At 69.9% G+C, this 26,592-nt stretch carries 32 protein-coding genes; 17 read left to right on the top strand and 15 right to left on the bottom strand.

Annotated elements, in window-relative coordinates:
* Positions 1-36: 36 nt before the first annotated feature.
* Together cysS and F3S47_RS06580 are read right to left on the bottom strand one after the other, a co-directional pair.
* Positions 37-1,407 (bottom strand): cysteine--tRNA ligase, encoded by a 1,371-nt coding sequence (gene cysS, locus F3S47_RS06585; protein ID WP_150444458.1) that lies wholly within the window; start codon positions 1,405-1,407, stop codon positions 37-39.
* Positions 1,408-1,572: 165 nt separating this feature from the next.
* Complete coding sequence (locus tag F3S47_RS06580; RefSeq protein ID WP_191090107.1) at positions 1,573-2,097, bottom strand: DUF1697 domain-containing protein; 525 nt, start codon at positions 2,095-2,097, stop codon at positions 1,573-1,575.
* Between the two features lie 37 nt (positions 2,098-2,134).
* Between F3S47_RS06580 and F3S47_RS06575 the strand changes: the two genes are divergently transcribed.
* On the top strand, positions 2,135-2,497 hold the full coding sequence (locus F3S47_RS06575) for an MmcQ/YjbR family DNA-binding protein (protein WP_150444456.1): 363 nt from the start codon (positions 2,135-2,137) through the stop codon (positions 2,495-2,497).
* A gap of 154 nt (positions 2,498-2,651) precedes the next feature.
* Here F3S47_RS06575 and F3S47_RS19340 read toward each other — a convergent pair whose 3' ends face one another.
* The 7 genes from F3S47_RS19340 to F3S47_RS06545 all read right to left on the bottom strand — a co-directional run bounded on the left by F3S47_RS19340 (position 2,652) and on the right by F3S47_RS06545 (position 9,418).
* Complete coding sequence (locus tag F3S47_RS19340; protein ID WP_191090106.1) at positions 2,652-2,822, bottom strand: hypothetical protein; 171 nt, start codon at positions 2,820-2,822, stop codon at positions 2,652-2,654.
* A gap of 63 nt (positions 2,823-2,885) precedes the next feature.
* On the bottom strand, positions 2,886-3,542 hold the full coding sequence (scpB, locus tag F3S47_RS06570) for an SMC-Scp complex subunit ScpB (RefSeq protein WP_150444455.1): 657 nt from the start codon (positions 3,540-3,542) through the stop codon (positions 2,886-2,888).
* Positions 3,539-4,318, bottom strand: a complete 780-nt coding sequence (locus F3S47_RS06565) for a segregation and condensation protein A (RefSeq protein ID WP_150444454.1) — start codon at positions 4,316-4,318, stop codon at positions 3,539-3,541. Before F3S47_RS06565 ends, scpB begins: the two co-directional genes overlap by 4 nt.
* 10 nt (positions 4,319-4,328) lie before the next feature.
* A complete protein-coding gene (locus F3S47_RS06560; RefSeq protein WP_150444453.1) occupies positions 4,329-5,318 on the bottom strand; it encodes a glycoside hydrolase family 3 N-terminal domain-containing protein in 990 nt (329 codons plus the stop codon).
* A 1-nt stretch (position 5,319) separates the two neighbouring features.
* Positions 5,320-6,321, bottom strand: coding sequence for an SPOR domain-containing protein (locus tag F3S47_RS06555; RefSeq protein WP_150444452.1), 1,002 nt, complete (start codon positions 6,319-6,321; stop codon positions 5,320-5,322).
* A 117-nt stretch (positions 6,322-6,438) separates the two neighbouring features.
* Complete coding sequence (argS, locus tag F3S47_RS06550) at positions 6,439-8,181, bottom strand: arginine--tRNA ligase (protein ID WP_150444451.1); 1,743 nt, start codon at positions 8,179-8,181, stop codon at positions 6,439-6,441.
* Positions 8,182-8,251: 70 nt separating this feature from the next.
* On the bottom strand, positions 8,252-9,418 hold the full coding sequence (locus tag F3S47_RS06545; RefSeq protein WP_150444450.1) for a deoxyguanosinetriphosphate triphosphohydrolase: 1,167 nt from the start codon (positions 9,416-9,418) through the stop codon (positions 8,252-8,254).
* 185 nt (positions 9,419-9,603) lie between these two features.
* On the opposite strand from F3S47_RS06545, the gene F3S47_RS06540 reads away from it, so the two are divergent.
* The 4 genes from F3S47_RS06540 (at position 9,604) to F3S47_RS06525 (ending at position 12,154) form a co-directional block, all read left to right on the top strand.
* Positions 9,604-9,930 (top strand): HesB/IscA family protein, encoded by a 327-nt coding sequence (locus tag F3S47_RS06540; RefSeq protein ID WP_150444449.1) that lies wholly within the window; start codon positions 9,604-9,606, stop codon positions 9,928-9,930.
* Between the two features lie 135 nt (positions 9,931-10,065).
* Entirely contained in the window at positions 10,066-10,476 is a 411-nt protein-coding gene (locus F3S47_RS06535) for a hypothetical protein (RefSeq protein WP_150444448.1), read from the top strand.
* A 77-nt stretch (positions 10,477-10,553) separates the two neighbouring features.
* A complete protein-coding gene (gene xth / locus F3S47_RS06530) occupies positions 10,554-11,333 on the top strand; it encodes an exodeoxyribonuclease III (RefSeq protein ID WP_150444447.1) in 780 nt (259 codons plus the stop codon).
* On the top strand, positions 11,330-12,154 hold the full coding sequence (locus F3S47_RS06525; protein ID WP_150444446.1) for a glycosyltransferase family 2 protein: 825 nt from the start codon (positions 11,330-11,332) through the stop codon (positions 12,152-12,154). Before xth ends, F3S47_RS06525 begins: the two co-directional genes overlap by 4 nt.
* Before the next feature lie 124 nt (positions 12,155-12,278).
* On the opposite strand, the gene F3S47_RS06520 is transcribed toward F3S47_RS06525, so the two are convergent.
* Together F3S47_RS06520 and dksA are read right to left on the bottom strand one after the other, a co-directional pair.
* A complete protein-coding gene (locus F3S47_RS06520; RefSeq protein ID WP_150444445.1) occupies positions 12,279-13,394 on the bottom strand; it encodes an FAD-dependent monooxygenase in 1,116 nt (371 codons plus the stop codon).
* Between the two features lies 1 nt (position 13,395).
* Positions 13,396-13,818 carry an RNA polymerase-binding protein DksA gene (dksA, locus tag F3S47_RS06515; protein WP_150445027.1) on the bottom strand — a complete coding sequence of 141 codons (423 nt, stop codon included), beginning with the start codon at positions 13,816-13,818 and terminating at the stop codon, positions 13,396-13,398.
* A gap of 189 nt (positions 13,819-14,007) precedes the next feature.
* Here dksA and F3S47_RS06510 point away from each other — a divergent pair, with 189 nt between their 5' ends.
* The 5 genes from F3S47_RS06510 (at position 14,008) to F3S47_RS06495 (ending at position 18,330) form a co-directional block, all read left to right on the top strand.
* On the top strand, positions 14,008-14,847 hold the full coding sequence (locus F3S47_RS06510) for an AAA family ATPase (RefSeq protein ID WP_150444444.1): 840 nt from the start codon (positions 14,008-14,010) through the stop codon (positions 14,845-14,847).
* Positions 14,848-15,130: 283 nt separating this feature from the next.
* The gene (locus F3S47_RS06505; RefSeq protein ID WP_150444443.1) at positions 15,131-15,586 is read left to right on the top strand and encodes a GNAT family N-acetyltransferase; all 456 of its coding nucleotides are present in this window, start codon (positions 15,131-15,133) and stop codon (positions 15,584-15,586) included.
* A gap of 4 nt (positions 15,587-15,590) precedes the next feature.
* Positions 15,591-16,943 carry a DUF2927 domain-containing protein gene (locus F3S47_RS06500; protein ID WP_150444442.1) on the top strand — a complete coding sequence of 451 codons (1,353 nt, stop codon included), beginning with the start codon at positions 15,591-15,593 and terminating at the stop codon, positions 16,941-16,943.
* Positions 16,944-16,965: 22 nt separating this feature from the next.
* Positions 16,966-17,136: a hypothetical protein gene (locus F3S47_RS19335; RefSeq protein ID WP_191090105.1), complete on the top strand. Its 171-nt coding sequence runs from the start codon at positions 16,966-16,968 to the stop codon at positions 17,134-17,136.
* Positions 17,137-17,142: 6 nt separating this feature from the next.
* Positions 17,143-18,330 carry a vWA domain-containing protein gene (locus tag F3S47_RS06495; RefSeq protein ID WP_150444441.1) on the top strand — a complete coding sequence of 396 codons (1,188 nt, stop codon included), beginning with the start codon at positions 17,143-17,145 and terminating at the stop codon, positions 18,328-18,330.
* Positions 18,331-18,346: 16 nt separating this feature from the next.
* Here the strand turns inward: F3S47_RS06495 and F3S47_RS19330 are convergent, their stop codons facing one another.
* Entirely contained in the window at positions 18,347-18,484 is a 138-nt protein-coding gene (locus tag F3S47_RS19330) for a hypothetical protein (RefSeq protein WP_191090104.1), read from the bottom strand.
* A gap of 187 nt (positions 18,485-18,671) precedes the next feature.
* On the opposite strand from F3S47_RS19330, the gene F3S47_RS06490 reads away from it, so the two are divergent.
* Positions 18,672-19,355: a M48 family metallopeptidase gene (locus tag F3S47_RS06490; RefSeq protein ID WP_150444440.1), complete on the top strand. Its 684-nt coding sequence runs from the start codon at positions 18,672-18,674 to the stop codon at positions 19,353-19,355.
* Here F3S47_RS06490 and F3S47_RS06485 read toward each other — a convergent pair.
* Positions 19,352-19,732: a VOC family protein gene (locus F3S47_RS06485; RefSeq protein ID WP_150444439.1), complete on the bottom strand. Its 381-nt coding sequence runs from the start codon at positions 19,730-19,732 to the stop codon at positions 19,352-19,354. The two genes, F3S47_RS06490 and F3S47_RS06485, sit on opposite strands and share 4 nt — an antisense overlap.
* Positions 19,733-19,805: 73 nt before the next feature.
* Between F3S47_RS06485 and soxR the strand changes: the two genes are divergently transcribed.
* Positions 19,806-20,249, top strand: coding sequence for a redox-sensitive transcriptional activator SoxR (gene soxR / locus F3S47_RS06480; protein WP_150444438.1), 444 nt, complete (start codon positions 19,806-19,808; stop codon positions 20,247-20,249).
* On the opposite strand, the gene lpxB is transcribed toward soxR, so the two are convergent.
* Both lpxB and F3S47_RS06470 read right to left on the bottom strand, forming a co-directional pair.
* Positions 20,233-21,390: a lipid-A-disaccharide synthase gene (lpxB, locus tag F3S47_RS06475; protein WP_150444437.1), complete on the bottom strand. Its 1,158-nt coding sequence runs from the start codon at positions 21,388-21,390 to the stop codon at positions 20,233-20,235. The genes soxR and lpxB overlap by 17 nt on opposite strands.
* Complete coding sequence (locus tag F3S47_RS06470; RefSeq protein ID WP_150444436.1) at positions 21,387-22,175, bottom strand: LpxI family protein; 789 nt, start codon at positions 22,173-22,175, stop codon at positions 21,387-21,389. The genes lpxB and F3S47_RS06470 overlap by 4 nt, the downstream gene beginning before the upstream one ends.
* A gap of 135 nt (positions 22,176-22,310) precedes the next feature.
* Here F3S47_RS06470 and F3S47_RS06465 point away from each other — a divergent pair, with 135 nt between their 5' ends.
* The 5 genes from F3S47_RS06465 (at position 22,311) to F3S47_RS06445 (ending at position 26,592) form a co-directional block, all read left to right on the top strand.
* The gene (locus F3S47_RS06465) at positions 22,311-23,195 is read left to right on the top strand and encodes a fructose bisphosphate aldolase (protein WP_150444435.1); all 885 of its coding nucleotides are present in this window, start codon (positions 22,311-22,313) and stop codon (positions 23,193-23,195) included.
* Positions 23,196-23,313: 118 nt separating this feature from the next.
* Positions 23,314-23,613, top strand: a complete 300-nt coding sequence (locus F3S47_RS06460; protein WP_150444434.1) for an FtsB family cell division protein — start codon at positions 23,314-23,316, stop codon at positions 23,611-23,613.
* A 293-nt stretch (positions 23,614-23,906) separates the two neighbouring features.
* Positions 23,907-24,923, top strand: coding sequence for a pyruvate dehydrogenase (acetyl-transferring) E1 component subunit alpha (gene pdhA / locus F3S47_RS06455; protein ID WP_150444433.1), 1,017 nt, complete (start codon positions 23,907-23,909; stop codon positions 24,921-24,923).
* Between the two features lies 1 nt (position 24,924).
* Entirely contained in the window at positions 24,925-26,349 is a 1,425-nt protein-coding gene (locus tag F3S47_RS06450) for a pyruvate dehydrogenase complex E1 component subunit beta (protein WP_150444432.1), read from the top strand.
* On the top strand, positions 26,350-26,592 hold the full coding sequence (locus tag F3S47_RS06445) for a hypothetical protein (RefSeq protein ID WP_150444431.1): 243 nt from the start codon (positions 26,350-26,352) through the stop codon (positions 26,590-26,592).

Genomic DNA, 26,592 nt, shown 5'->3' with positions numbered 1-26,592 from the left:
GCGGACAGCCCCCCTCCCCGGTCCGGGCCCGGGCGCTCACCTCAGCCCCTCCAGCCGGGCCGGGTCGAACTTGGGCGTGAGCTCCCATTCCACCCCACCGCCGGTGTCCTTCACCGCGACGCCCGCCGCCGCGAGCCCGTCGCGCAAGGCGTCCGCCCGGGCGAAATCCTTCGCCTTGCGCGCCGCGACCCGCTCGTCCACCAGCCGCTGCACCAGCGCGCGGGCGTCGTCGGTCACCTCCAGCGCCTCCCATCCGGCGAGATCGGGTCCAAGCAGCCCCAGCATCTCCGCCGAGGCCAGCAGCCCCCCGGCATCGCCCTCGTGCGCCAGCCGGTGCAACTCGGCGATGGCCCCCGCGGTATTGAGGTCGTCGCAGAGCGCCTCCAGCACCTCGGGCGCCACCTCGGTGGGCGTGACGTCTGCGGTCATCGCCCGCCATTTCCGCAGCGTCGCCTCGGCCTCCTCGCGCTTCTTCGCGGTCCAGTCCATCGGCTTGGAGTAATGCGTCCCCAGCATCACCAGCCGGATCACCTCGCCGGGGATGCCCTCATCCAGGAGGTCGCGCACGGTGAAGAAGTTGCCGAGCGACTTCGACATCTTCTTGCCCTCGACCTGCAGCATCTCGTTGTGCACCCAGTAGCGCGCGAAGCCGCCGCCGGGATGCGCGCAGGCCGACTGGGCAATCTCGTTCTCGTGGTGCGGGAACATCAGGTCGTTGCCGCCGCCGTGGATGTCGAAGCTCTCGCCCAGCAGCTCGTAGGCCATGGCCGAGCACTCGATGTGCCAGCCGGGACGGCCCCGGCCCCAGGGGCTCTCCCACCCGGGCTGGTCCTCGTCCGAGGGCTTCCAGAGCACGAAGTCCATGGGGTTGCGCTTGTAGGGCGCGACCTCGACCCGGGCGCCGGCGATCATGTCCTCGACTGTGCGCCCCGAGAGTCGCCCGTAGTCGGCGTAGCTCTCCACCGCGAAGAGCACGTGCCCCTCCGCCTCGTAGGCGTGGCCGGAGCCGACGAGCCCCGCGATCATGTCCTTCATCGCGCCGATCCACTCGGTCGCCCGCGGCTCCTGCGTGGGACGCAGCGCGCCGAGCGCGCCCATGTCCTGGTGGTACCAGCCGATGGTCTCGGTGGTGATGTCCCGGATCGCCCGGCCCGTCTCCGCCGCCCGCGCGTTGATCTTGTCGTCGACGTCGGTGAAGTTGCGGACGTAGGTCACGTGCTCCTCGCCGTAGACCCGCCGCAGCAGGCGGAACAGCGTGTCGAAGACGATGACCGGCCGCGCGTTGCCGAGGTGGGCGCGGTCGTAGACCGTCGGCCCGCAGACATAGAGCCGCACGTTGCGGCTGTCGTGCGGGACGAAGAGCTCGACCTCGCGGCTCAGGGAGTTTCTCAGTCGGATCGCGCTCATGGATCGTCCTCGGGCAAGCACCGCCGCCGGGCCTTGGCACCTTCGATCCGGATTGGGAAGAGAAAGAGCGGCCCGCGACGGAAGTCAGCAGGGAATGATGCAGCAGGTGATGCAAATGCTCTTCATGGGCCGAGGCCTAGCAGCCGGAGGTGCCCGCGTCCAGTCTCAAGCCGCCCCGAGCATCCCGTCCAGCGCCCGAACGGTGCGCAGGTTGCGTCCCGTGAGCTCGGTCCCCCGCACGACCCGCTCGAGGTTGGCCGCGAGCTTCGACCGTCCGATCCCGCTCGGCGCATCGAGGTAGACCGCCCCCTCGCCCGCCTCCAGCCGCTCGTCCGGCGCGCGCAGCCGCTCCAGGAGCCCGGCGTCGATTTCGGGCTCCGCCCAGCAGAAATAGACATGCGCCAGCCGCCCGTCCTCGGGGGAGAAGGGACAGGCCGCCGCGATCGTCCGGAATCGGCCCGCGTCGAGAACCCGCACGGCGATCCGGAGCCCCGCCTCCCGGCGCAGCGCCTCGCGCAGGGCCGCCTCGTGGTCCCCTTCGTCGGCCTCGAAGACGAGGTTGCCCGAGGCGAGATAGCTCCGCGCCTCCCGCCACCCGAGCCCGCCGGCGATGCGTTTCAGGTCGGCCATCGGCAGCCGGTTCGCCCCGCCCACGTTGATTCCCCGCAGCAGGGCCACATGCGCAGCCATTCTTGCCCCCGTCATCTTTCGCGCGCAGCATAGCGCCATGAGCCGCGAGATCGTCAACGCCTACTGCAGGACCCTGCCCGGGGCAGAGCACTCCGACCCCTGGGGCGGCGGCCACGACGCCTGGAAGGTCGGCGGCAAGCTCTTCGCCGTCGTGGGCAGCCAGGGCGAGGGTGTCTCGGTTAAGACGCCCTCGGTCGAGGATGCCGCGATGCTCATCGACATGGGCCGCGCGGTCCGGGCGCCCTACTTTCACCGCTCCTGGGTGCGCGTCGACTGGTCGATCGCCGCGCAGGAAGAGATCCGCGAGCGGCTGCACGCCTCCTACCGCATCGTCCGCGCCGGCCTGACCCGGGCACAGCGCGCCGCGCTGGAGCCCGTCCCGCCGCCGCCAATGTCCTGATCCTCTTCTGGGGTGAAATATCCCGGGGGTGAATTGCGGCCCCGGGGCCGCAAGAGGGGGCAGCGCCCCCCGAACCCGCCCGGAGCCCGCCGAAGGCGGGGCCGGGCTCACAGGGCGCGGCCGCGAGGCCGCTCCGCGTGGTGAAAGCCGTCGGTCAGAACCGCCCGATGCGCCGGGTCACCCGCATCGCCCGCCGCGCCTGCTTGGCCGCCTTGCGGGCCTGCGGCGAGGTCGGGGCCGCCCCGCGCCCGCCGCCCCTGCGCGAGGTCTGGCGGAATCCCTCGCGGAGGAACATCCTCACGATCGTCCTGATGATGCGCTCCATGACGTCCCTTTCCGCCCCTGCCCGGCCGCGACCCTAGGGGAGGACGGCCCTTCCGGAAAGGCCTCACTCCTCGAAGAGATCCTCCTGGCCCTCGTCGGTCGCCTCCTCGCCCTCGGCATCCTCCTCGCCCTCGCCCGGCGGCGGGCGGCTGTCCAGCAGGCCCGCGGCGCGCAGCTCCGAGAGCCCCGGCAGATCCCGCGCGGTCTCCAGCGCGAAGTGGTCGAGGAAGGTCTCCGTCACGACGAAGGTGACCGGGCGGCCCGGCGTCATCCGGCGGCGGCCGAAGCGGATCCAGTCCATCTCGATGAGCTGGTCGATGGTGCCCCGGCTCACGCCCACGCCGCGGATCTCCTCGATCTCGGCGCGGGTCACCGGCTGGTGGTAGGCGATGATGGCCAGCGTCTCGATCGCCGCGCGCGAGAGCTTGCGGGTCTCGACCACCTCCTGGCGCATCAGGAACCCGAGGTCGGGCGCGGTGCGGATCGCCCAGGCCTCGCCGATCCGGGTGACCTGCACGCCGCGACCCTCGTAGCGGCGGCGCAGATGCTCCAGCGCCTCGCGCGGCTCGGAGCCATGCGGCATCCGGCCGGTCAGCTCGCGGATCGTCACCGGCTCGGCCGTGGCGAAGAGGATGGCCTCGACCATGCGCTCCTGCTCCGCCATGGGCGGCGCCTCGAAGAGGCTCTGCTCCTGCGGCTCGTCCCGCGTCTCCTCGCTCATGACTTCCGCCGGATCTGGATCGGGGCGAAGGTCTCGCCCTGGCGGATCTGGATCGCCCCCTCCTTCACCAGTTCCAGCGAGGCGGCGAAGGTCGAGGCGGCCGCGCTCCGGCGGCGCGCGGGATCGGCGCTCCAGCTGTCGGGCAGGTAGGACATGAGATCGGTCCACTCCCCCGCGAAGCCGATCAGCGGCCGCAGCCGGTCGAGCGCCTCTTCCATGCTGAGCAGGTTGGTCCGGTCGTAGGCATAGGGCCGGAACTCGTCGCGGGTGCGGATCCGGGCATAGGCCTGCATCAGGTCGATGAGCGTCGCGGTGTATTCCACCCGGCGTACGCGGGCCACGTCCTCGGTGATCCCCCGCGCGAAGCGGTCGCGCCCCAGCTGGTCGCGCGCCATGAGCCGGGCGGCCGACCGGCGCATCGCCTCCAGCCGCTCCAGCTGGAACGCGAGATGCGCGGCGAGGTCCTCGCCCGAGGGCCCCTCCTCTTCGGGGTCCGGCGGCAGCAGCAGCCGCGACTTCAGAAAGGCCAGCCAGGCCGCCATGACGAGGTAGTCGGCGGCCAGCTCGATCCGCAGCTCCCGCGCCTTCTCCACGAAGGCCAGGTACTGCCGCGCGAGCGCGAGGATCGAGATCTCCCGCAGGTCCACCTTCTGCGTGCGGCTGAGGCTCAGCAGCAGGTCGAGCGGCCCCTCGAAGCCCTCGACGTCGACGATCAGCGCCTCGGCGGCGAGCCGGGCGGAGACGTCGAGCTGGACCGGTTCGGGACTGTCGGACAAGGGGCGACCCTCAGTTGAGAAGGTCAGAGAGTTCCGCGATGAGGGCGCCGGTGTCAATCGGCTGGGGCGCCGTCCGGCGGGCGAGCGCCGCCTGCAGACGTTCCGCTCCGCGCTCGGTCAGCGGACCGCAGGCGCCCGCCACGGCCTCCATCTCGGCCAGCTCGCCGTTGCAATGCAGCGCCACGTCGCAGCCCGCGTCGAGACAGGCCGCCGCCCGATCCGGAACGGGGCCCGAGAGCGCCTCCATCCCGATGTCGTCGGAGAAGAGCAGGCCGGAGAACCCGATCTCCTGCCGGATCAGCGCGATCATCCGCTCCGAGGTCGTGGCGGGATGGTCGGGGTCGATGTCGGAGACCACGATATGCGCGGTCATGCCCATGGGCAGGTCGTTGAGCGCCCGGAAGGGGGCGAAGTCCCGCGCCGCGAGCTCTTCCGCCGGAAGGTCGATGCGCGGCAGCTCCAGGTGGCTGTCGACCTGCGCGCGGCCGTAGCCCGGGATGTGCTTGAGCACCGGCAGCACGCCGCCCGAGAGCAGCGCTTCGGCGCAGGTTCTCGCGGCCTCGACCACCGTCTCCACGTCGGACCCGTAGAGCCGGTTGCGCAGCACCGCGTGGGTCTCGGGCTCCACAAGGTCGGCGAGCGGGGCGCAGTTCACGTCGATGCCCACGGCGTGCAGCTCGTCGGCGATCAGCCGGTTGCGCAGCCACTGGGCCCGCATCGGCTCGCGCGCCCGCTCCATCTGGTCGAGCGCCGGCAGGTAGGCGCGCCAGTGCGGCGGGCCCATGCGCTGCACGCGCCCGCCCTCCTGGTCGATCAGGACCGGCGCGTTCCAGCCGACGGAGTCGCGCAGCTCGGAGGTGAGCGCGCGCACCTGGTCCGGGGCCTCGAGGTTTCGGGCGAAGAGGATGAACCCCACGGGGTCCGCGCGGCCGAAGAAGCGGCGCTCCCCGGCCGTCAGGCGGAGACCCTCGCAGCCGAAGGCAACCGCCCGCCGGGTCATGTCAGCGCACCACCACGGGGATGCAGAGCGCATCCTCGGCCACCAGCGCCGCGCAGAACCGCCGCGCCTCGGAAAGGTCGCCGAAGCCCGCGGCGCGCAGCCGCCAGAAGGTGCGTCCGCCGCTCTCCGCGCGCTGGATCACGCGGGCCTTGTCGCCCATGAACTCGCCGAAGCGCCCCTGCAGCGCCTGCCACTCGGCCAGGGCCACCTGTTCGCTGTCGAAGGCTCCGAGCTGCACGAGCTTGGTTCCCACGGTGATCTCCGAGGGATCGAGACTGCGGGTCTCGCTCGCCGGCGCGGCCATGGTCGAGGTGGGCTCGATGGCGGTGATCCGCATGGGCCGCGTCTTCGGTCGCAGCGAGCGGCTCACGCCCGGCACGCTCGCGGGGATCACGTCGACGACCGGGGAGCCGTCGAGCGCCAGCTCGACCTCGCCGGTGGTGGCGCCTTCCTCGACCGGTTCGAGCGGCTGCGTGCCGCGGGCGATCTCGTCGGCGAGCGCCAGGATCTGCTCGGCGGTGAGCGGGCCGTCGGCCTCCTGCCCCGCCGCGGCGACCTCTTCCTGCACCTCGGCCTCGGACACGTCGCTCTCCGCGGCGGCTTCGGCGATCATGGCGGAGACGCGGGTGACGGCCTCCCCGCCGGTCTCGTCGGCGGCCGGGGCGACCTCCATGTCCTCCGCCGCGAGGTCGACACCCTCGGGCGCCAGCACCAGCCGGTCCTCCGGCGGCGCCGCTTCGCCCTCGGCGGCGATCGTGTTGACGGAAAGTCCGCGATGCAGCGCGACCTCGCCGCCCGGGTTCTCGGGCTGGATCCGCATGGGACCCTCCATCGCCTTGACGACGGGGACGCCGGTCACGTCGCGCATCACCAGCTTGTAGCCCCAGACGCCGATCCCGGCGACAAGGGCGAGCGAGAGGCCCGCGCCGATCAGATTCACGACCGGTCCGGCCACCGAGCCGGTCCGCGGCTCGTCCGCCGCACCGTAGGGAATGTCTGCCATTTCTGCCTCACATGCCCCGGCGGTTCGGGCCGCCGGTGGGTCTTTCGGGGTTCCTGCTCGTCACCCCCGCAAGGCATTCCTGTGCGGTTTGATCCGTCGCGCCTTCCGGCCCTCGGGCTACCGCATCTCGTCCACGGGGGTCACGCCAAGGATACCAAGCCCTTGCGAAATAACAATCGCGGCGGCCTTCGGAAGCGCAATTTTCGCCTGTGTTGCGGCAGCGTCACCCTCTTGAAGGAAGCGCAGGGCCGGATCGTCGTTGCCCTTGTTCCAGAGCGCGTGGAACTCGCTGGCCAGTTCGTAGAGGTAGAAGGCCACCCGGTGCGGCTCGTGAAGGCGCGCGGCGATCTCGATCAGGCGCGGCCATTCGGCGATCTTCTGCATGAGCTTGAGCTCGCCCTCGTCGGAAAAGGCGCTCAGGTCCTGCCCCGCCAGCGCGGCCGGATCGGTCTCGCAGCCCATCTCGACGGCCTTTCGCAGCACCGACTGGGCGCGGGCATGGGCGTACTGGACATAGAAGACCGGGTTGTCCTTGGACTGCTCGGTCACCTTGTCCACGTCGAAATCGAGCGGTGCGTCGTTCTTGCGCGTGAGCATGTGGAAGCGGGCCACGTCGGCGCCCACGAGGTCCACCACGTCGGAAAGCGTGACGAAGGTCCCCGCCCGCTTGGACATCTTGAAGGGTTCGCCGTCCTTGTAGAGCTTCACCAGCTGGATCAGCTTGATGTCGAGCGGCACGCGCCCGTCGGTCAGCGCCGAGACCGCGGCCTTCATCCGCTTGACGTAGCCGCCGTGGTCGGCGCCCATCACGTCGATCAGCTGGTCGTAGCCCCGCTCCACCTTGTCGTAGTGGTAGGCGATGTCGGGCGCGAAGTAGGTCCAGGCGCCGTCGGACTTCATGATCGGCCGGTCAACGTCGTCGCCATGCGCGGTCGAGCGGAAGAGCGTCTGCTCCCGCGGCTCCCAGTCCTCGGGGACCTTGCCCTTCGGCGGCTCCAGCGTGCCCTTGTAGATCAGGTCCCGCTCGCGCAGCGCCTCGATGGCCGCCTCGATCCGGCCGGTGCCGTAGAGCGACTTCTCCGAGAAATAGCGGTCCATGGTCACGCCGATGGCGGCGAGATCCGAGCGGATCTGCTCCATCATCTTCTCGGTGGCGAAGGCCCGCACCTCGTCGAGCCAGACCTCTTCGGGCTGGCCCACGAAGGCGTCGCCGTGCAGGTCCTTGAGCGCCTCGCCCACCGGGATCAGGTAGTCGCCCGGGTAGGTGCCGTCGGCAAAGGCCACCTCCTGCCCGTGGGCCTCGAGGTAGCGCAGGTAGACAGACCGCGCGAGCACGTCGACCTGCGCGCCGCCGTCGTTGATGTAGTATTCCCGCGTGACCTCGTAACCCGCGAAGTCGAGCAGGCTGGCGAGCGCGTCGCCGAAGCAGGCGTTGCGGGTATGGCCCACGTGCATCGGGCCCGTGGGGTTCACCGAGACGAACTCGACGTTGACCTTCTGGCCCGCGCCCATCCCGGACCGGCCGAAGCCCGCGTCGGTCAACGCAGTCTTCACGACACCCTGCCAGACCGAGGCCGCGAGCCGCATGTTCAGGAACCCCGGCCCCGCCACCTCGGCCAGCTCGATCCGACCGTCGGCGGAGAGCTTCTCCGAGAGCGTCTCGGCGATGTCGCGCGGCTTCAGCCCGGCGGGCTTGGCCAGCACCATCGCGGCATTGGTCGCCATGTCGCCGTGGGCGGGGTCGCGCGGCGGCTCGACGGTGACGTTGGCGTAGTCCAGGCCCTCGGGCAGCGCGCCCTCGGCCACCATCGCGTCGAGGCAGTCCACGACCAGCACCCGGATATCGGAAAAGAGGTTCATCGCGCTCACTCTGTCAGATGTCGCGCGGGGTTTAACACGGCCCCGCGCGGGTGCAATCGCCTGCGCCGCCTCAGGAGCGCGGCGCCACCACCACGACCCGCCCGGTCAGCCGCTCGTGGGTCTGGATCGCGAAGCGGTCGGTCATCCCGGCGATGTAGTCCGAGACGATCCGCGCCAGCGCCGTCTCGTCGCCCTCGGCCGCCTCCACGTCCTTGCGCCACTGCTTGGGCAGTTGCGACGGGTCGGCCATGAAGGCCGGGAACAGTCCCTCGACCACCTGCGTCACCTGCCCGCGCATCTCCACCACCGAGGGCGCGCGGTACATCCGCTGGAAGAGGAACCGCCGGATCACGTTGAGATCGGCCCAAAGGCCCTCCGAGAACCGTGCCATCATCCGCCCCGCCCCGCGCACGTCCTCCGGCGTCTCGGGCGCGAGATCGCGCAGGTTCGCCGCCGTGACGCTGAGCACGTCCTCCACCAGCACGCCGAAGAACCGCCGCAGCGCCTCGTGCCGGCGCCGGTAGTAGTTCAGCCCGGGATAGAGCCTGTCGACCTCGCCGAAGCAGTCCCCCAGCACCGGCAATTCCGCCAGCTCGTCGGTGGAAAAGAGCTCGGCCCGCAGGCCGTCGTGCAGGTCGTGGTTGTTGTAGGCGATGTCGTCCGAGAGCGCCGCCACCTGCGCCTCGGCGCTGGCGTGGGTCGCAAGCTCCAGGTCGTGGCTCCGGTCGTAGAGCGCGAGCGCCCAGGGCACGGGGTCTGTCACCGGCCCGTTGTGCTTGGCGATGCCCTCGAGGCTCTCCCAGGTGAGATTGAGCCCGTCCCACTCCGCGTAATGCCGCTCCAGAGAGGTGACGATGCGGATCGCCTGGGCGTTGTGGTCGAAGCCGCCGTAGGGCGCCATGAGCCGCTGCAGCGCCTCCTCTCCGGTATGGCCGAAGGGCGGGTGGCCCAGATCGTGCGCCAGCGCCACCGCCTCGGCCAGCTCCTCGTTGAGGCCCAGCGTCTTGGCCATGGTCCGCGCCACCTGCGCGACCTCGATGGAATGGGTGAGACGCGTGCGGAAGTAGTCGCCCTCGTGCTCGACGAAGACCTGCGTCTTGTGCTTCAGCCTGCGAAAGGCCGAGGCGTGAATGATCCTGTCCCGGTCCCGCTGGAAGGGCGAGCGGAAGGTGCTGCCCGACTCTTCGTGGAGCCGACCGCGGCTGAGCCCCGGATCGCAGGCAAAGGGCGCTGCCATCGTCCCTGCCCCTTTGTTCTTCACTGTCCGAACGGCCCTGCCCGGCCGTTCCTGCCGCGGGCAGCCCTAGCACCGCGAACCCGGGATGGCGAGGGTCGGCGGGTCCGGCACGGAAAGGGTCCCCATCTTGCTTCGGCGGCCGCCGATCCCTAGTTTCCGAAGACAAGAGACAAGAGGTCCGACCCATGCTCACCGTCCCGCCCAAAGTCACGCCCCGCGCCTTCGAACGCCTCTCCGAGATCGGCGCCGCCGCTCAGGGCAAGGCCCTGCGCGTCGCGGTCGAGGGTGGCGGATGCTCGGGCTTCCAGTACCAGATCGAACTCGACTCTCCCGCCGACGACGACCTCGTGCTCGAGGACCGCGGCGAGAAGGTCGTCGTGGACAGCACCTCGCTGCCCTTCCTCGCCGATGCGGTGATCGATTTCTCCGAGGAGCTGATCGGCGCCCGTTTCACGATCGAGAACCCGAACGCCACGAGCTCCTGCGGCTGCGGCACCTCCTTCTCGATCTGAGGCCCTGACGTTCTAAGCCGCCGGCCCGGGCCGGCCACTCACATTTTTGTTCAGAAATTAAGGCACATATCCACGAAACCCATTCGGCTCCCCCTCCGTTGTCTGCGCAACGAACCAATCGAATGGAGTTTCAAAATGCGTACCAAGTTTGCTCTTACGACTGCCGCCGCCGCTCTCATCGGCACTGCCGCCGCGGCCGACAGCTACTTCACGTACATCAACGAAGCGCCGCAGGAGCGTGACAACACCATCGAGCTCGGCACGGTCGTGGCCGACACCGACGGCTTCGTCGCGATCTTCGACGTGGACGGCGACATTCTCGGCACCGAAGCCGTGAACGCCGGCGCCAACCAGAGCGTCGACGTCAACATCGGCGAAGAGCCGAGCAGCGACGTCACCGCCGCGCTCTTCCTCGGCGAAGCCCCGGCCATGACCGACGGCTCCGACGACACCGACATGCCCATCCTCGACGTGGCCACCGCGGTCGACACCGTGATGGTGCAGATCGACGTCGAAGGCGTGGACGACATGGACGACGATTCGTAAGCGTCCATCGTCATCTGACGGACAGAGGGCCGGCCTTCGGGCTGGCCCTTTTTCTTTGCCTGCGGCATGGTCGCGCCATGAAAATCGCCACCTTCAACATCAACGGCATCAAGGCCCGTCACCAGGCGCTCTGCGACTGGCTGGACGAGAGCGATGTCGACGTCGTGCTCCTGCAGGAGATCAAGTCGGTCAACGAGAATTTCCCCTCCGAGCTCTTCGAGGACCGCGGCTACAACGTCGCGGTGCACGGTCAGAAGGGGTTCAACGGGGTCGCCATCCTGTCGAAGCTCCCGCTCGAGGACGTCAGCCGCGGCCTGCCCGGCGACGAGAGTGACGAGCAGTCCCGCTGGATCGAGGCTACGGTCACGGGCGAGCGGGCGATCCGCGTCTGCGGCCTCTACCTGCCGAACGGCAACCCGGCGCCGGGGCCGAAGTACGACTACAAGCTCGCCTGGATGGAGCGTCTGCGCCGCCGCGCAGAAGAGCTTCTGGCCGCCGAGGAGCCGGCGCTCATGGCCGGCGACTACAACGTGATCCCGCAACCCGAGGACGCCGCGAAGCCGGAGAAGTGGGAGACCGACGCGCTCTTCCTGCCGCAGACGCGCGAAGCCTTTCGCAAGGTGGTGAACCTTGGCTTCACCGAGGCGCTGCGCGCGCGGACCCGGTCGCCGGGCGTCTACACCTTCTGGGACTACCAGGCCGGGGCCTGGAACCGGAACGACGGCATCCGCATCGACCACGTCCTGCTGACCCCGCAGGCCGCCGACCTGCTGCGCGACGTCGAGGTCGTGAGCGAGCTGCGCGGGCGCGAGAAGCCCTCGGACCACGTTCCGGTGGTGGTCGACCTCGAGGCATGAGCCTGCTCCGGGTGCTCCAGGGCAAGACCCGGACCCAGGGCCGGTGGCGCGCGCGCCTCTGGCGCTGGCGCCGGCCCGAGGCCGAGCCCTCCGACGATCCGCTCGTGCTCTTCGCCCTGCCCCTCGTCTCGCGCCGCCGCGCCTCGGACTGGGCGCGGGTGGAGGAGAACCTTCGCGGCACGCTGGAGGCCTTCCGGCGCCAGAGCGACCCGAACTGGCGCGCCGTGATCTGCGGCCAGGACCGCCCGGCGCTGCCGGAGGACGACCGGATCGACTTCATCGAGGCGAAGGTCGGAGACAAGTTCTACGACAAGGGCGACAAGCGCCGCCAGCTGATCGCGCAGGTCGCGCGGACCGTGCGGCGCGACCTCTACTACATGCAGCACGACGCCGACGACATCCTGCACCCCGACGTGGTCGCGCACATCCGCAAGGGTCACAACGGACGCGGCTACCTCATCGACCGGGGCTACTTCGTGCATGCGGGCACCCGCCGTCTCGCGCCGCTCTTCCCGCCGGAACGCCCCTTTCACAAGACCTGCGGCTCCTCCGCCGCGGTCTACGCCGACTTCCGGGAGCATCGGCTCGACGCCCGCCTGCTCTACGAGCACCGCTCGCATACCCAGGTCGCCGGCATCTGCGAGGACTGGGGCCGCCCGCTGGAGCCGATCCCCTTCGCCGCGGGTCTCTACATGGTGGGTCACGGCGAGAACATGATCGAGCGCCGCGGCAAGCTGGAGCAGCGCCTGGGTTACCTCGACGCGAACGAGATCACCGATCCCGCCGAACGCGAGGAGATTCTGCGCGCCTTTGGCCTCTGAGCGGCAAGCCGCTTCGAAGCGGCTTGGAGCGACCTTGCAAGATCGCTGAAAGGCCCTTCGAAGGGCCTTTCTCTCCAAATTCACACGATTTCAATGACTTGACGGAGCGTCCAAATTTGGACGCTCAGGCCGTCACGTCGTGGCCGTAGAGCCAGTCGAGCCGCGCAAGGAACCGGCGCGGGGCAAGCAGCCCGACCGCCTTGACCGCCCCCAGCCCGGCAAGGCGCGCGGGTCCCCGCAGGTGATAGTTCCGCGCGTTGGCCTCCGCCGCCGCGACGGCACGACGGACGCGCGGGGCGCGATCCGCCCCGTAGCCATCGAGCCGGTCCTCTTCCCAGGCCCGCGCCAGGCACCAGGCATCCTCGAGCGCGAGATTCGCGCCCTGCGCCAGGAAGGGCAGCGTCGGATGCGCCGCGTCGCCCAGCAGCGCCAGGCCGTCCCGCGCCCAGGTGCCGGCCACCGGATGTCGGAAGAGGCCCCAGACCCGCACGCGGTCGACGTGCGACAGCAGCCCCCGGACCCGGCCGGAGAAGTGGCGAAAGGCATGGCGCAGGTCGCCCGGGTCGGCGGCGTGATGCCATCCTTCCTCGGTCCATTCGCGCCGTTCCTGCACGGCCACGAGATTCACCCGCCCGCCCGGGAGCGGGTAGCTGACGACGTGCTGGCCCGGGGCCATCCAGATCCGCGCGGCGGGCGGCGCCTCGGCCGCCACCACGGCGCGCCAGGCCACCTGGCCGGTGAAGAAGGGCGTGTCGGCGCCGTTCAGGACCGGGCGGACGACCGAGCGGATCCCGTCCGCGCCCACCGTGAGGTCGGGCCGGACCGTCTCCCCGTCCACGGCGAAGCTGCCGTCGGGCGCGACCTCGGCGATCCGCGCGCCGAGCCGGATCTCGACCCCGGCCGCACGCGCGGCCCCTGCGAGCATGTCGATCAGGTCGGAGCGATGGAAGAAGCGGTAGGGCGGCCCCTCGAGGCCCGTCAGGTCGAAGCGGGCGACCGGCTTGCCGGTGAGCCCGTCCATGGGCTCGACCGCCTCGGCGGCGATGCCGCGCCGGGCGGCCTCGTCGGCGAGGCCGAGCGCGTCGAGGACGCGCCCGCCGTTCGGCGTGATCTGGATGCCGGCGCCGATCTCGGTGAGTTCCGGCGCCTGTTCGAAGAGTGTGACCCCGGCCCCGCGGCGCGCGACCGCCGCCGCGACCGCGAGCCCGCCGATACCGCCGCCTATGACGGCGACGGTCACCTCAGTCGTCCCGGTGAACCTTCTCGCGGCGCTCGTGACGCTCCTGCGCCTCGAGGCTCATGGTCGCGATCGGGCGGGCGTCGAGCCGTTTCAGCGAGATCGGCTCGCCGGTTATCTCGCAGTAGCCGTACTCGCCCTCCTCGATCCGCCGCAGCGCGGCGTCGATCTTGGAGACCAGCTTGCGCTGGCGATCCCGCGTGCGCAGCTCGAGCGCGCGGTCGGTCTCCTCCGAGGCGCGGTCGGCGATGTCGGGAATGTTGCGGGTCCCGTCCTTCATCCCCTCGATGGTGTCGCGGCTGTCCTCGAGAATGTCGGCCTTCCAGGTGAGCAGCTTCCGGCGGAAGTACTCGAGCTGGCGATCGTTCATGAACGGTTCATCTTCGGCGGGACGATAATCGTCCGGGAGGAAAACCTCGGCCTTCATCTTGTTATCCCTTGCCTCGCCGTGGTCTGGCTTGTGCAGGTAACCAGTCATGCGGCGTCCCCTTCTGAGCGCACCCTTTACTCGCGAAGCTGCCCGCTGTCACCCCCCCAAATAAGCGTGGAGAACAGTTGAAGCATGCCCTGCAAGCTGTAGGTATGGCTTGACAAACTCACATCGGAAGGATCTGCCGTGCAGTTCGCGGGAACGCAGGATTACGTCGCGACACATGACCTCTCGGTCGCCGTCAACGCGGCCGTCGCGCTGGAGCGGCCGCTTCTGGTCAAGGGCGAGCCCGGCACCGGAAAGACCGAGCTGGCGCGGCAGGTGGCCCGGGGGCTCGGCCTGCCGATCCTCGAATGGCACGTGAAATCTACCACGCGCGCCCAGCAGGGTCTCTATGAATACGACGCCGTGGGCCGCCTGCGCGACAGTCAGCTCGGCGATCCCCGGGTGAACGAGGTCGCTAACTACATCCGGCGGGGCAAGCTCTGGCAGGCCTTCGAGGCCGAAGAACGGGTCGTGCTGCTGATCGACGAGATCGACAAGGCCGACATCGAGTTTCCCAACGACCTGCTGCAGGAACTCGACCGGATGGAGTTCCACGTCTACGAAACCGGTGAGACCGTGCGGGCGCGGCATCGCCCCATCGTCATCATCACCTCGAACAACGAGAAGGAGCTGCCGGATGCCTTTCTGCGGCGCTGCTTCTTCCACTACATCGCCTTCCCCGACATGGAGACGCTTCGCCGGATCGTGGAGCTGCACCACCCCGGCATCCGCGACGAACTGCTGACCGCCGCGCTGACCCGGTTCTACGAGATTCGCGAGACGCCGGGGCTGAAGAAGAAGCCCTCGACCTCGGAGGTGCTCGACTGGCTGCGGCTGCTGCTCGCCGAGGACCTGTCGCCCGAGGACCTTCGGGGCGACACTCGCGACGCCCTGCCCCGGCTCCACGGCGCGCTGCTGAAGACCGAGCAGGACGTGCATCTTTTCGAGCGGCTGGTCTTCATGGCCCGGCGCGAGCGCTAGGCGGCCGCGTCGCCCAGGGGGGGGGCGCTGCCCCCCGCCGCCCCCGGTGCCCCGGGGGCGTCTCCCCCGGGATATTTCGCCCCAGAAGACGGGGGCGGTGCGCCTTCCGGGCCACGGTTGTGGACGCTCGTCCGGCGGTTGTGGCGAAACCGGGTGAAATCGCGACCGTCCCGGGTTGGAATGCCGCAAAAGGCGCGCATCCGGGCCCGGCAACCGCCCCGGCGGGGCCCCGAAAAGGCCGGGGTCCGCTGGCAGGCCGGACCGGACGAAGAAGGAGAGCGGTGTGACCGAGGCAAACGAGCCGGTCGGGATCCGCCCGCTGACCGCCGCCGACGAGGCGGAGTGGCGCGGGCTCTGGACGGCCTACCTGGAGTTCTATGAAACGCGCGTGGCCGAGGAGGTCTACCGGACCACCTTCGCGCGCCTGCTGTCGGAGGACGAGCCGATGCACGCACGGCTCGCGCTGGACGGCGAACGCCCGGTCGGCCTCGTGCACTACATCTTTCACCGCCACTGCTGGCGGGTCGAGGACGCCTGCTACCTGCAGGATCTCTACGCCGTCCCGGAGGCGCGCGGACGCGGCGTGGGCCGGGCGCTGATCGAGGCGGTCTACGCCGAGGCGGATGCCGCCGGGTCGCCGCGCGTCAACTGGATGACTCAGGACTTCAACCACGAAGCGCGCAGGCTCTATGACCGGATCGGAACGCTCTCGCCCTTCATCAAGTACGACAGGCCCTGAGCCCATGCGTCGCGCCCTCCTGACCGCCGCCCTTCTGCTGGCCTCCTGCGCACCGGTCGAGACGCCGACCCGCGCGCCCGGCACCGACGCCGCGCTGCCGCCGATGCAGGGCTTCGCCGGGGCCCCTGCCCGGGCCCCGCTGCGCTCGAACGCCGAGATCTCGCGGGATTTCCTCGACCTTGCCTTCCGGATGGAGAGCGGGCGGTCGGTGCCCACCCTCACCCGCTTCGAGGAGCCGATCACCGTCCGGGTGACCGGCCGCGCCCCGGCCTCGCTTTCGACCGATCTCTCGGCGCTGCTGGGCCGGTTGCGGCGCGAGGCGGGCATCGAGATCGGGCCCGCCCCTTCGGGCGGCGCGGCCTCGATCACCGTGGAGGCCGTGCCCTCGGCCACGCTGCGCCGCGCGGTACCGCGCGCCGCCTGCTTCGTTGTGCCGCGCGTCTCCTCTTGGGCGGAGTTCTCCGCCGCGCGGCGCTCGCCGCAGGTCGACTGGACGACCCTGACCCGGCGCGACCGGGCGGCGATCTTCGTGCCCTCGGACGCGGCCCCGCAGGAGATCCGCGACTGCCTGCACGAGGAGCTGGCGCAGGCTCTGGGGCCGCTCAACGACCTCTACCGGCTGCCGGATTCGGTCTTCAACGACGACAACATCCACGCCGTTCTCACCGGCTTCGACATGCTGGTGCTTCGCACCTACTACGCCCCCGAACTGCGCAACGGCATGAGCCGCGCGCAGGTCCAGGCCCGGCTGCCGGCGGTGCTCGCCCGGCTCAACCCGGCGGGCGAGGCCGGCGGGCGCGGCGCGGGCGGCGGGGTGAGCCAGGACTGGGTCCAGGCGATGCAGACGGCGCTGTCGAGCGACGCCACCCCCGGAACCCGCCGCGCCGCCGCCTCGCGGGCCGTCGACATGGCCCGCGCCTTCGGCTGGACCGGGGCGCGCGAGGGCTTCGCGCACTATGCCTACGGGCGCCTCATGGTGGGCCACGACGGCAACGCGGCCCACGCGGCCTTCACCGCCTCGGCGCGCGCCTACTCGGGCAGCTCGCTGACCCGGATCCACGCCGCGCACGTCGCGGTCCAGCTCGCGGCCTTCGAGCTCAGGGGCGGCAATGGACAGGCAGTGCTCGATCTCGTGGAGCCCGCGATCCCGGTGGCGCGGGCGCACGAGAACGCGGCCCTGCTCGCCACGCTGATGATGTTCCGGGCCGAGGGGCTAGAGCTCACGGGGCAGTTCGACGCGGCACGGGAGACCCGTCTGGACAGCCTCCGCTGGGCGCGCTACGGCTTCGGCTCCGACGCGGAGGTGCGGGCCCGGCAGCGCGAGATTGCCGCCTTGAGACCCGCCTCCGCCCTCTGACCCGCAGCCCGGGGAGCGCGCGATGATCTATCCTTTCGGCGGCCTCGTGATCGGCGCCCTGCTGGGCGCCCTCGCCGCGCGGCGGCAGGGCGGCAAGCGCGCCGACATCCTGCAGTGGGCCGCCGTTGGCGCCATGATCCTCGGGATCGTGGGGCTCTTCGTTCTGGTCTTCATCGAGCGCAGCTATACCTGACCGGGCATGTTCCTGCCCTTCTTCCAGGCCCTGCGCGACCACAAGGTCCCGGTCAGCCTGCGCGAGCATCTCGACTTCCTCGCCGCCCTGAGAACGGGCGTGGTCCTCTACGACGTGGAGGGCTTCTACTACCTCGCGCGCGCGGCGCTGGTGAAGGACGAGCGGCACATCGACCGCTTCGACCGCGCCTTCTCGGCGGCCTTCGCCGGGGCGCAGGACCTGAGCCTCGACGAGGTGCTGGAGGCCCTGGACCTGCCCGAGGACTGGCTGCGAAAGCAGGCGGAGAAACACCTCTCGCCCGAGGAGATGGCCGAGATCGAGAGCCTCGGCGGCTTCGACAAGCTGATGGAGACGCTGCGCGAACGGCTGAATGAGCAGGAAGGCCGGCACCAGGGCGGATCGAAGTGGATCGGCACCGCCGGGACCTCGCCCTTCGGCGCCTACGGCTATAACCCCGAGGGCGTCCGTATCGGTCAGGACGAGAGCCGCCACCGCCGCGCGGTGAAGGTTTGGGACCGGCGCGAGTTCCGCAATCTCGACGGCGACCGGGAGATCGGCACGCGCAACATCAAGGTCGCGCTCAAGCGCCTGCGCCGCTGGGCGCGCGAGGGGGCGGAGGAAGAGCTCGACCTCGAGGGCACGATCCGCGAGACGGCGCGGCAGGGCTACCTCGACGTGAAGACCCGGCCCGAGCGGCAGAACGCGGCGAAGGTGCTGCTCTTCCTCGACGTGGGCGGCTCGATGGACCCGCATGTCTCCATGGTGGAGGACCTCTTCTCGGCGGCGCGGTCGGAGTTCCGGCACCTCGAGACCTTCTACTTCCACAACTGTCTCTACGAGGGCGTCTGGCGCGACAACCGGAGGCGCTGGACACAGCAGACCCCGACCTGGGACCTGCTGCACGGCTACGGGCCGGAGTGGGTCTGCATCTTCGTCGGCGACGCCTCAATGAGCCCCTACGAGATCGCCCTGCCCGGCGGCGCCAACGAGCACTGGAACCGCGAGGCGGGCCAGGTCTGGCTTGAACGGGCGCGCGACCAGTGGCCGCAGCACCTCTGGATCAACCCGGTGCCGGAGGAGCACTGGGGCTGGACGCAGTCAATCCAGATGATCCGCGAGATCATGGGAGACGAGCGCATGGTTCCCATGACGCTCGACGGTCTCGATCGGGGAATGAAGCGGCTCAGGAAGTGAGCCGCTCCGGTCGGCCTCAGCGGTGGGCCGTCTCTCGCGCACGCGAGTTTCGCTCAGCCGATTGATCGGCCTCGGCCAGCTTGTTCAGAAGGGCCTGAAGCGCATCGGGCACGTCGCCCGGTGTGCCGTACACCTTGCGCAATCCGTCGGCCATTCCGGCCCTGTCCGCATCTCGCTCCGTCATCGTTCGCCTCTCGGTTCCGGACGCTGCTCGTCGTCCATTGCCCACCCAGGGACGGAGGAACAAAGCGCAGGCCCCCGTGCCGGTTCCGGCGATAGATCAATTTGTGGGCTTTATGTGACACCTTTCCCGGGAGCCCCGGGACCCCCATATCCGGCGCATGCTGAAGGTCACCCCCATCCTGCTCGCCGTGCTCTACGCGCTGGCCATGTACCGCTTTTCCGTCTGGCGGACGAAACGGGAACTCGATTCCAAGTCGACCGAGCTTGCCGATCCGCGCCTGCGCAAGGTGCTCGACCGGATGGCCCGGGCGCTGGAGATCGACCGCATCCGGGTTCACATCTACGAAATCTCGCCCGTCAACGGGCTCGCCGCGCCCGACGGGCGGATCTTCATCACCCGGGGGTTCTACGACCGCTATCGCTCGGGCGAGGTCAGCGCCGAGGAGATGGCGAGCGTCATCGCGCACGAGCTGGGCCACGTCGCGCTCGGGCACTCCCGCCGGCGGATGATCGACTTTTCCGGCCAGAACGCGATCCGGACCGTGCTGGCCATGTTCCTCAACAGGATCATCCCCGGCATCGGCGTCTGGATCGCGGGCGGGCTGACCTCGCTGCTCGCCGCCAAGCTTTCGCGCAGCGACGAGTACGAGGCCGACGCCTACGCCTCGGCCCTGCTGCTGAAGTCCGGCATCGGCACGGACGCGCAGAAGAGCCTCTTCACCAAGCTGGAGGGGCTGACGGGCGCCAAGGGCGGCATGCCCGCCTGGATGCTGAGCCACCCCAAGAGCGAAGAGCGCATCGCCGCCATCGAGGCGAACGAGGCACGCTGGCTCCGGGGCTAGTCGTAGCTCACCACCTCGATCTCGACCCCGTTCTCCTCGCGGAAGTAGAACCGCCGGCCGGGCTCGTAGTCGGCGTGGCTGTGCGGCGCGTAGCCCCTGGCACGCACCTTCGCCTCCACCGCGTCGAGGTCGCCCACGACGACGCCGAGGTGATTGAGCCCCGCCTTCATCCGGTAGCTGTTGTCCGCCTCGCGGTCCGGGCCGCCGGGGCCGGAGTAGACCGCCAGGTAGCTGTCCTCCCCGCCCACGTGGACCGATCGCCCGTCGTGGATCGCGCCGCCGGCCCAGCGGACGTGCCAGCCGAAGAGGTCGCAGAGCATCGCCGCCGTCGCGTCGGGGTCCTCCACCGTCAGGTTCACATGTTCCAGTCGTGCCATTGTCTGTCTCCTTGAGTTCCGGTCACGACTCGGGTGTAATTTCTCAAGTCCACTTCAGATCAAGGAGAACGTCATGGCCGCGCAGGGGCTCACCATCGGCGACCTCGCCGACCGGACCGGCCTCGCCGTCTCGGCCATCCGGTTCTACGAGACCCACGGGATCGTGAAGCCCGTCCGCAACGCCGGCGGCCACCGCCGCTACGGGCGGCCCGACATCCGGCGGCTCTCCTTCGCGATGATCGCGCAGCGGCTGGGCTTCCCGCTCTCCGAGATCGCCGCGCACATGGCGCACCTGCCCGACCACCGCGCGCCCTCCAAGGCCGACTGGACGCGCATCTCCGAGGGCTTCCGCGACCGCATCGACGAGCGCATTGGCGAGCTCGAGCGCCTCCGCGACCGGCTCGACGGCTGCATCGGCTGTGGCTGCCTGAGCCTGGAAACCTGCGGTCTCTACAACCCGGGCGACCGGCTGGCCGAACGCGGCCCCGGGCCGCGCAAGATCATCGATCCCGACTGAGCCCGTCGAGCACCGCCCGCGCCGCGCGGACACCGGGAGGCTCGCCGTCGCGGCCCAGCCGCTCCATCGTCAGGTCCATGGCGGCGCGCTGGGGCCCCGGGTCGGACATGATCCGCGCAAGGCCCTCCGCGATGCGCTCGGCCCGGCAGTTCCGGCCGATGTACTCGGGCACGGTGCGGGTCTCGCTCACGAGGTTCACGAGCGTCACCGTGTCCACCCGCAACATCCGCGAGATCACCGCCCGGGTGAGCGGCGCCATGTCGTAGGCGACAACCATCGGCGTTCCGGCCGCGGCCAGTTCCAGCGAGACGGTTCCGGAGGCGGCGAGCGCCACGTCGGCGGCACGGAAGGCCGCGCGCTTCTCCGCCCAGGCGTCGGGCGAGCGGCGCGGGTCGAGGACGATCGGCCGGCCCGGCCAATCGGCCACCGCCTCGTGCACGAGATCCGCGACCGGCGCGGCGGCGGGCACGACGACCCGCGCGCCAGGGGCGTTCTTCAGGGCGATCCGCAGCGCCGCGCCGAAGCGGTCGGCGAGCCGCTTGACCTCCCCCTTCCGCGAGCCGGGGAGCGCCAGGACGAAGGGCACACCGTCGAGGTCATGCGCATGGCGGAAGCGCATCGCGTCGGCCTCGGAGGCGATGGGATCCGACACGACGGGATGACCCACGAAATCGCAGGCCACGCCCGCGGCCTCCATGTAGGGCGGCTCGAAGGGCAGCAGCGCCAGCACCTGGTCGACGCGCCTGGCGAGCTTTTCCGCCCGCTTCGGCCGCCAGGCCCAGACCGAGGGCGCCACGTAGTGAACGATGCGGATGTCGCTGCGGGCCTTCACGATATCCGCGACGCGCAGGCAGAAGTCGGGCGAGTCGATCGTGACCAGCACGTCGGGCCGCTCCTCCAGCACCGCCTCCGCCGTCTCGCGGATGCGGCGCTTGAGGTGAAAGTATTTCGGCAGCACCTCGGCGATCCCCATGACCGAGAGCTCCTCCATCGGGAAGCGGGAGGAGAGCCCCTCGTCGGTCATCAGCGGCCCGCCGATGCCCTCGAAGGCCATGCCCGAACGCAGCGACTTGAGCCCCGCCATGAGCGCCGCGCCCAGCTTGTCGCCCGAGGGCTCGCCCACGATCAGAAAGACCCTCATCCGCGCACCCAGAGCGTGATCCCGGCCTCGGCGCAGAGGCGGGTGGTCTCGTCACGGCCCAGAACCATGACGCCGCCCGCCTCGATGCAGATCGCGCCGAGCCCGGCCCGCGCGGCCCCGCGGGCGGTCTCGGGGCCGACGACCGGCAGGTCGGCGCGGCGGTCCTGGTCCGGTTTCGGCGCCTTGAAGAGCATGGCGCCGGGGGCCTCGACGCCCGCCAGCATGGCGTCCGTACCCTCCGGCCCCTCGCGCGCGATCACCCGGTCACCCGAGATCACGCAGGCCTGGCCGGTGTCGGCGGCGCCCATCTCGGCGACCGTCGCCTCCCCGAGCCGCGCCTCCGCCCGGCGGCGGTGATCCGGTGCGGCTCCCGCGAGGACACCCGCCGGCGGCAACAGGTCGGGGACGATCTCGTGGACCGCCAGCACCTCGATGCCGTGCTCCTCGAAGATCGCGATGAAGGTACGCAGGGTGCCGTCGTCCCCCTGCCGCAGCCCTTCCTCGATCCGCGCGGCGAGCGGGGCGGTGGCGGCGTCCATCCGGGCGGGATCGACCGGGGGACGACGCATGGCGCCCGCCATGCAGAGCGCCTCCACGCCTCGGTCGCGCAACTCCTGCAGGAACGTGCCCAGCGTCTCGAGCCGGAACGTCGTTCGGGGCAGCGCCTCGGGTACATCCGGCGCAACACCCTCCATCACGCAGACCAGCGGCGGCGTGCCGCGCGCGGCCAGCCGGGCGCAGATCTCGCCCGGCAGGGCTCCCTCTCCGGCGATGAGCGCGATCACCCGGTCTCTCCTTGCTGCCACGCCTCCGGGGGTAGCCCCGGGGCGCGGCGGCGGCAATGCCCGCTGTCCGATTGCGGCGCCCCGCCCCCTCGCCTAGTCTCGCCGCAAGGTCAGCACAGAACGGGAGCCCGCGACATGAACGAAGAGATGGCAGCCAAGATCCGGGCCGGCGACGGCTTCATCGCGGCGCTGGACCAGTCGGGCGGGTCCACGCCCAAGGCGCTGAAGATGTACGGGATCGAGGAGGACCAGTATTCCTCGGAAGAGGAGATGTTCGACCTGATCCACGAGATGCGCGCGCGGATCTGCCGCTCGCCCGTCTTCACCGGCGACAAGGTGGTCGGTGCGATCCTCTTCGAACAGACCATGGACCGCGAGATCGGCGGCAAGCCCTCGGCGGCCTACCTCTGGGAGGAAAAGGGCGTGGTCCCCTTCCTCAAGGTCGACAAGGGACTGGAGGAGGCCGAGAACGGCGTGAAGTTGATGAAGCCGATCCCCGGGCTCGACGATCTCTGCAAGCGGGCCGTGTCGCACGGCGTCTTCGGCACGAAGATGCGCTCGGTCGTGGACGCCGCGAACCCCGAGGGGATCCGCGCCATCGTCGACCAGCAGTTCCGGGTGGGCCGGCAGATCCTCGGCCACGGGCTGGTGCCGATCCTCGAGCCCGAGGTCACGATCACCATTCCGGACAAGGCGGAGGCCGAGGACCTGCTGCAGGAGGCGATCCTGGCGCATCTCGACGACCAGACCGAGCCGCTGATGCTGAAGCTCTCGCTGCCCTCGGAGGACAACTTCTACCGCCCGCTGATCGAGCACCCGATGGTGATGAAGGTAGTCGCGCTCTCGGGCGGCTACTCGCTGGAGGAGGCCAACGCGATCCTCTCGCGCCAGAAGGGCATGATCGCCTCGTTCAGCCGCGCGCTGATTGGCGGTCTCTCGGCGCAGCAGAGCGAGGCGGAGTTCGACGAGGCGCTCGGTTCGGCCATCGACTCGATCCACGCGGCCTCGGTCGCGGGCTGATCCCCGGGTTTTCCCCTGCGGCGTGCACGCAGGGGATTCCCTCCGGGCGCGGCCTGTGCCACTCTGCACTGACCACCGCCCGCGAGAGGCGGACGAGACCGAGGCAGACGAGACAGAGATGACCCGCAAGAGCCGCATGCCCCTGGGCGCCATCCTCTATTTCCTGGCGGCCCTGCTCCTGAGCTTCTACTTCGTCTTCGCCGCCGTGCAGGGCGACTACGGCGTCTTCCGCCGCGCGGAGGTGACCGCCGAGGCCCGCGACCTGCGCGCTGAGCTCACCCTGCTGGAAGCGGATGTCGCCCGGATGGAGAACCTCACCCAGCGGCTTTCGGACGACTACCTCGACCTCGACCTGCTCGACGAGCGCGCCCGCGACGTGCTGGGCCTGATCCGCTCCGACGAGGTCGTCGTCCGCTGATTTGCGGAAACCGATCCAGATGAGCGCCTTCGGCGCGCTGTCTTGAGCCCGGCCCGCTCCTCGCGGAGCGTCCCGGTCGAGAGGGGGGCTGTCTGCCCCCCGTCCGCTGCGCGGACTCCCCCCGAGGAATATTTTCGCCCAGAAGAATGATGCGCCATGCGCCGCTGGCATGGGCGGGTTGCGGCGGATCGGGCGAATGCGGGAAAAATCGCGCTCGCACTCTCGCCGCGGCTGGGCTATGGAATAGTTTAAATCTAAACTACTTGCCGCAACCCCCCTGGGGAGGAGGTCTCATGGCGACGAGAAAGTCGGCTGCGAAGCCGAACGTATCCGCTGAAGAGCTGTTGCAGTACTACAAGGACATGCTCCTCATCCGCCGGTTCGAGGAGAAGGCCGGCCAGCTCTACGGCATGGGCCTGATCGGCGGCTTCTGCCACCTCTACATCGGCCAGGAGGCCGTCGTCGTCGGCCTCGAGGCCGCGGCCGAGGAGGGCGACAAGCGCATCACCACCTACCGCGACCACGGCCACATGCTGGCCTGCGGCATGGACCCCAAGGGCGTCATGGCCGAGCTCACCGGCCGCGAGGGCGGTTACTCCAAGGGCAAGGGCGGCTCGATGCACATGTTCAGCCGCGAGAAGCACTTCTACGGCGGCCACGGCATCGTCGGCGCCAACGTGCCGCTCGGCACCGGCCTCGCCTTCGCGGACAAGTACCTCGAGAACGACCGGGTGACCTTCTGCTACTTCGGCGACGGCGCCGCCAACCAGGGCCAGGTCTACGAGAGCTACAACATGGCCGAACTCTGGGACCTGCCCATCGTCTACGTCATCGAGAACAACCAGTACGCCATGGGCACGAGTGTCAAGCGCGCCACCAAGTCCAAGAGCCTTTGGGAGCGCGGCGCGGCCTTCGGCATCCCCGGCGAGGCGGTCGACGGGATGGACGTGCTGGCGGTGAAGGCGGCCGGCGACAAGGCGGTCAAGCACTGCCGCGCGGGCGAAGGCCCCTACATCCTCGAGGTGAACACCTACCGCTACCGCGGCCACTCCATGTCGGACCCGGCCAAGTACCGGACCCGCGAGGAGGTGCAGAAGATGCGCGACGAGCGCGATCCCATCGAGAACATCCGCAAGATGCTCGTCGACGGCAAACATGCCTCCGAGGACGACCTCAAGGCCGTCGACAAGGAGGTCAAGGACACCATCAACGGCGCGGCCGACTTCGCCAAGGAGAGCCCGGAGCCCGATCTCGACGAGCTCTGGACCGATATCTACTCCAAGGAGCTGCCGCAAGGGGAGGCGATCTGAGATGCCCACCGAGATCCTGATGCCCGCGCTGTCTCCGACCATGGAGGAAGGCACGCTGGCCAAGTGGCTGGTCAAGGAAGGCGACGAGGTCTCCTCGGGCGACATCCTGGCCGAGATCGAGACCGACAAGGCGACAATGGAGTTCGAGGCCGTCGACGAAGGCACGATCGGCAAGATCCTCGTCGGCGAAGGCACCGAGGGCGTGAAGGTCAACCAGCCCATCGCCGTCCTCCTGGAGGAGGGCGAGAGCGCCGACGACATCGAGAGCGGTTCGGGTGAGGCCAGGTCCGATGACGACGCCTCCGGGGAGTCCGGGGAGAAGGCCCCCGCCAAGGCGAAATCCGACGAGGACCGCCCTGCCCCCGACGCTCCCGCGGCCCAGCAGCCCGGCGCCGAGCCCGCCAAGGCCGACCGCTCGCCGGACTGGCCCGAGGGCACCGAGACCAAGAGCATGACCGTCCGCGAGGCGCTCAACAGCGCCATTGCCGAGGAGATGGAGCGCGACGAGAACGTCTTCCTGATGGGCGAGGAGGTGGCCGAGTACCAGGGCGCCTACAAGATCACCCAGGGGCTGCTCGACCGCTTCGGCGAGAAGCGCGTCATCGACACCCCGATCACCGAGCACGGCTTCGCCGGTCTCGGCGTCGGCGCGGCCTTCGGCGGGCTGAAGCCCATCGTCGAGTTCATGACCTTCAACTTCGCCATGCAGGCGATGGACCAGATCATCAACTCGGCGGCCAAGACGCTCTACATGTCCGGCGGCCAGATGGGCTGTCCCATGGTCTTCCGCGGCCCCAACGGCGCCGCCGCCCGCGTGGGGGCCCAGCACAGCCAGGACTACGCCGCCTGGTACGCCTCGGTTCCCGGCCTGAAGGTCGTGATGCCCTACACCGCGGCCGACTACAAAGGCCTCTTCAAGAGCGCCGTGCGCGACCCCAACCCGGTGATCTTCCTGGAGAACGAGATCCTCTACGGCCGCTCCTTCGAGGTGCCGGTGATCGAGGACTTCACCATTCCCCTCGGCAAGGCCCGCGTCGCGCGCGAGGGCTCGGATGCCACCATCGTCTCCTGGGGCATCGGCATGACCTACGCCATGGAGGCCGCCGAGAAACTCGCCGAGGAAGGCGTCGACGTGGAGGTCGTTGACCTGCGCTCGCTGCGCCCGCTGGACTACGCGACGGTGCTCGAGAGCGTCCGGAAGACCAACCGCCTCGTCGTCTGCGAGGAGGGCTGGCCGGTGGCCTCGATGTCCAACCACATCTCGGCCCACGTCATGGAGAACGCCTTCGACTACCTCGACGCGCCGGTGCTCTGCGTGACGGGCAAGGACGTGCCCATGCCTTATGCCGCCAACCTCGAGCGCCATGCCCTCATCACCACCGAGGAGGTGATCGGGGCGGTCAACACAGTGACCTACCGCAAGTAGATGGAGGTCCTGGGGAGGGATAGCGCGGCGGAGGCCTACAGGGTCCGGGCCCACGGGGTCACCGCGCTTGTCCCCGACCACATGATGTCGCACACCATGGCCCTGACCGGGGGCCATGGCCACCAGACCGCCCATGACTGGCTCGCCCGGCATGCGCGCCAGATCGAAGAGACGCTTCTTGCCTACCGGGAAGGCCGGCCCGTCAGGCCGCCCTATACCCTGCTGGAGCTCGTGGAGGACTAA

Source organism: Histidinibacterium aquaticum (assembly GCF_008710275.1).
Lineage (GTDB): Bacteria > Pseudomonadota > Alphaproteobacteria > Rhodobacterales > Rhodobacteraceae > Oceanicola > Oceanicola aquaticus.
Note: the sequence above shows the minus strand (reverse complement) of the source record. Positions and strands in the feature narration are given on the sequence as shown.